General features: G+C 71.2%; 4 protein-coding genes. 2 read left to right on the forward strand and 2 right to left on the reverse strand.

The features are described 5' to 3' along the window. A partial coding sequence (locus NON22_RS21640; RefSeq protein WP_257389073.1) for an energy transducer TonB occupies positions 1–324 on the forward strand: 324 nt, incomplete at its 5' end. Positions 325–451: 127 nt separating this feature from the next. On the opposite strand, the gene NON22_RS21645 is transcribed toward NON22_RS21640, so the two are convergent. Then, positions 452–1,069 (reverse strand): GPP34 family phosphoprotein, encoded by a 618-nt coding sequence (locus NON22_RS21645; RefSeq protein ID WP_257389074.1) that lies wholly within the window; start codon positions 1,067–1,069, stop codon positions 452–454. Positions 1,070–1,244: 175 nt separating this feature from the next. Then, on the reverse strand, positions 1,245–2,645 hold the full coding sequence (locus NON22_RS21650) for a serine hydrolase domain-containing protein (RefSeq protein ID WP_257389075.1): 1,401 nt from the start codon (positions 2,643–2,645) through the stop codon (positions 1,245–1,247). Positions 2,646–3,271: 626 nt separating this feature from the next. On the opposite strand from NON22_RS21650, the gene NON22_RS21655 reads away from it, so the two are divergent. Beyond that, positions 3,272–3,737 (forward strand): winged helix-turn-helix domain-containing protein (locus NON22_RS21655; RefSeq protein WP_257389077.1); only part of this gene is annotated, 466 nt, incomplete at its 3' end.

Here is a 3,737-nt window from a genome sequence, read left to right on the forward strand (position 1 = left end):
CCGGCCGAACCTGCGGCCGCGCCGGCTTCCGCGCCGGTCGCTGCGGCCGGCGGCGAGACACGCGACGCGGTGCTCGTGCGCTCGGTGCCGCCGCAGTATCCGAACGCGGCGCTGCGCCGGCGCCAGGAAGGCTGGGTGCAGGTCGAATTCACGGTCACGAGCGACGGCAGCGTCGCCAATGCGCGCGTGCTCGACGCCGATCCGCCGCGCACCTTCGACCGCGCCGCGCTCGACGCGGTGCAGCGCTGGAGCTTCAATCCGGCCCTGCGCAACGGCACGGCCGTCGAAGCTACGGTGCGCCGTCGCATCGAATTCAAGATGTAAGCACGGCTGTCATCCGTTCACGAAAAGCCGGCCTCGCGCCGGCTTTTTCGTGGGCGCCGCAAAGTGGCGTGGAAGCCGATGCGCGTAAGGCGAGTGCCGGAGCGGCGCGACGGCGACCGAAGAAACGCTAGGCCAGCAGCGCGTTGCGCAGCAGGGCCAGACCGTACAGTTCGCTGTGCGCATCGACCGAATTGAGGCCGAGCAGCAGCCGGTTCGCGCGCTCGTGATGGCGCGCGTCCAGATGCGCGGTCATGACGCCGGCGAGGTCGGCCAGCAGCAACAGCCCGAGTCCGGCCGCGCTGCCGCCGTCGCAGGCCTGCTGCAGGAACTGCACGGCGTCGTTGCGCGCCTGCAGCGAGCGCAGCGGATAGTGCAAGGCATCGGCGCGCCAGAAGCGCCAGTCGCGCTGCCGGTGCAGGAAATCGCGCCGGTAAAGTCCTTCGAGCAGTTTGCCGGCCAGCGGCGCCAGGCGCCGTTCGACGCGGCGCAGAGCGTCGTCGGCGGCCGGCGGCGGCGTCGACGACAGCGCCGCGGCAGCAGCGCTCAGCAGGGTATTGCTCGACGGCAAGGAGGTGTCGGTCTGCCAGCGCTGCGACGCGTCGATCGCGAGGCGCTGCTGTAGCAGCAGGTCGATCAGCAGTCCGGCCGCGCAGAGCAGGTCCGCGCTGGTGTCGCGCCGCGGCAGCGCGAGCCGGCCCGTGCGCGGGTCCAGCGCGAGCAGCACGAAGCGCTCGGCGATCAGCACGACGGCCGCTCCGGTGCGCGCCGTGCCGGCGGCATGAGCGCGCAGGTCGGCGAAGCCGGTCTCATGGGGCGTCGGGGAGCGGATCGCGGATGGCGACGGCCGTGCATGCAGGTCTCGGCGAAGGCGACGGGTGTCGCTGCAGCATCGCGCGAAATGCAGGCCCGGGCTATCGCCGTCAGCGCGATGCGCCGCCGGCGGCCATGCGGCTGCGGTCGAGCAGCTCGACGCCGGCCCAGTCGACTTCGGGCAGGCCGAGGTAGCGGTCGAACGCCATCGGCAGCAGGCCGGTCGGAATCGCCGTCTCGCAGTTCCACAGCATGACCAGACCGAAGCGGCGCTGCGGCAGGAACGCGATGACGCCGCGATAGCCCTGCACGGCGCCGGCATGGAACACCATGGTCTCGCCGGCGTAGTCGAACACGCGCCAGCCCAGCGCATACTGCGCGTCGCGCAGCCGGCCGCGGCGCCACGGCGCCGAGCTCATTTCGGTCGGCGTCGCCACGAGCGGGCGGTGCAGGGTAGACAGCAGGTCCTCGGGCAGCACGTCGGGCCGTCCGCCCATGTGCGCGATGAGGTACTGGCTCATGTCCTTGATGCTGGCGTTGACGCCGGCCGCCGGCGCGACGTGGTAGTAGTTCTCGCGCGGCTGGAAAGGCACCCAGCGGCGGCCGCTGCGCGAATGCGGCCGCGCCCATTCGCGGCTGGATTCGAGCGCGTCGCGGCCGTAGGTCGCCGTGGCCATGCCGAGCGGATGGAACACGCGCTTCTCGACCTGGTGATAGAAGAAGTCGCCGGTCACCGCGTAGGTCACGTCGCCGAGCAGGCTGAACGCGACGTTCTGGTAGCTGTAGCAGTCGCCGACGCCGCAGATCGGATCGATCTCGCGCAGCCGGTCGATGAGCAGCGGATACGGCTCGTCCTGCTCCAGCAGATGATCGTAGGAATTGTGCGGCAGGCCGACGCGATGGCTCAGGATGTCGCGCACGCTGAGCTTCTCCGCGGCGCTGGCGTCCTTGAGCGCGAACGTCGGCAGCACGCCGCCGACGCGCGTGTCCCAGGAAATGTAGCCGTCGTCGACGAGCAGGCCGGCCAGGGTCGCGGCAAAGGATTTGGACAGCGAGGCCAGCCGGAACACCGTATCCGGCGTGACCGGGGTGCCGGCCGCGGCGTCCGCATAGCCGATCCCGCGCTGCAGCAGGACCTGGTCACCCTGCACGACGGCGGCGGCGAGGCCGGCGACCTGGCCCGAGGCCTCGATCGAATCCAGCCAGAGGTTCATGTCGGCGGCGGCGCTGAGCCCCGCGTTCGCGGGGATCTGGCCTTCGGCGACCGTCTGCAGGGCGGCGCGGCGGATCGCGGCGGCCGGGCGATTCGCGCTGGCCGAGCGGGCGGCGGGTTTTTTCGCAGCGGCTTTTTTCGCGGCGGACTTCTTGACCGGGGCTTTCTTCGCTGTCGTCTTGGCTGCGGCGGCGCGGGCGCCGCTCTGCGGGGTCGCGGCCTCGGCCGCGGGGACGACGGTCAGTGCGAGCGCGAGGCTCAGCGCGGCGAACAGGTGGCGCAGCAACGGTCCGATCATGCGGCCATGTCGCGACGGCAGACGAAACCGGAGCCGGCGCGACCGAATGCGCGCGGTAGTGCAGCAGAAAACGACGAACTGGCAAACATGGGCTGGTCAGGTGCTGGTCGTGCCGGGGGCATTGTCGTGCAGTTGCGCTTCCCTCACAACGGCAAGTCTGCGCGCACCTTGCGCGGTTGCAGGTAAGAAAAGAGTTAAAGATGCTTCGGCGAAAAAACACGATCGCGAGGCTGAATCGCGCGGGCCCGGCGGGCGGCGCGAGACGGCGTCGGGTGCCGCGATCGCGAGTGCGGGCGGGGAGGCCGCGCCGCAAGCGCGCAGGCCAGGCAACCCGGCCACCGCCGATTCGCGCGAGACTGCCGCCGCCGCGCCTACCCGCGGCGATCGGGTTGTTTGCGCGCCACGGCTTCGCGGTCGTGGCGTTTTTTTGTGCGCGGTTCGCCGCGGCATCGCGCGCGCAGGATGGCGATGCAGCTGCCTTCGGCGAACGCCGTGCTGTTGCCCGGCTTGCGCGACGGCCGTATGGACGGCCGTGCCGTTGCCCGGCTTGCGCGCCGGTTGTGCCAAACCCACGCAGTTGTGGCATGCTCGGTCCCAATCTACGAAACCCTTCGTGATTTGATCCGATGCGACCCGAAGTGCTGGCCGATACGAGTTTGCGGCGCGTGCTCTGCCTGGCCGGGCGGCGCGTCGACGTCGGCGCGCTGCGGGTCCACGGCGACGGCGACGCGCAGCGGCTGACACCCAAGGCCATCGGTGTCCTGCTGGAGCTCGCGCGCGAGCCCGGCGTGACCTGCATACGCGACGAGCTGTTGCAGCGCGTCTGGGCCGGCCGCGCCGGCGACGGCGACGTGCTGACCCAGGCCGTCAAGGAACTGCGCCGCGTGTTCGGCGACGATCCGTCGGCGCCGCACTTCATAGAGACCGTGCCGCGGCTCGGCTACCGCCTGCTGGTGCCGGTCGAATGGGAGAACCTGCGCAGCTTCGCGACGGCGGAAAACGATCCGGCCGAAAGCGTCAGCGCCGCGCCCGTCGCCGCCGCGACGCCGGCGCCGATCCCGGTCGCGCCGCCGCGGCGGCGACGGCTCGCCT

Source organism: Tahibacter caeni, assembly GCF_024609805.1.
In the GTDB taxonomy this organism is placed as follows: domain Bacteria; phylum Pseudomonadota; class Gammaproteobacteria; order Xanthomonadales; family Rhodanobacteraceae; genus Tahibacter; species Tahibacter caeni.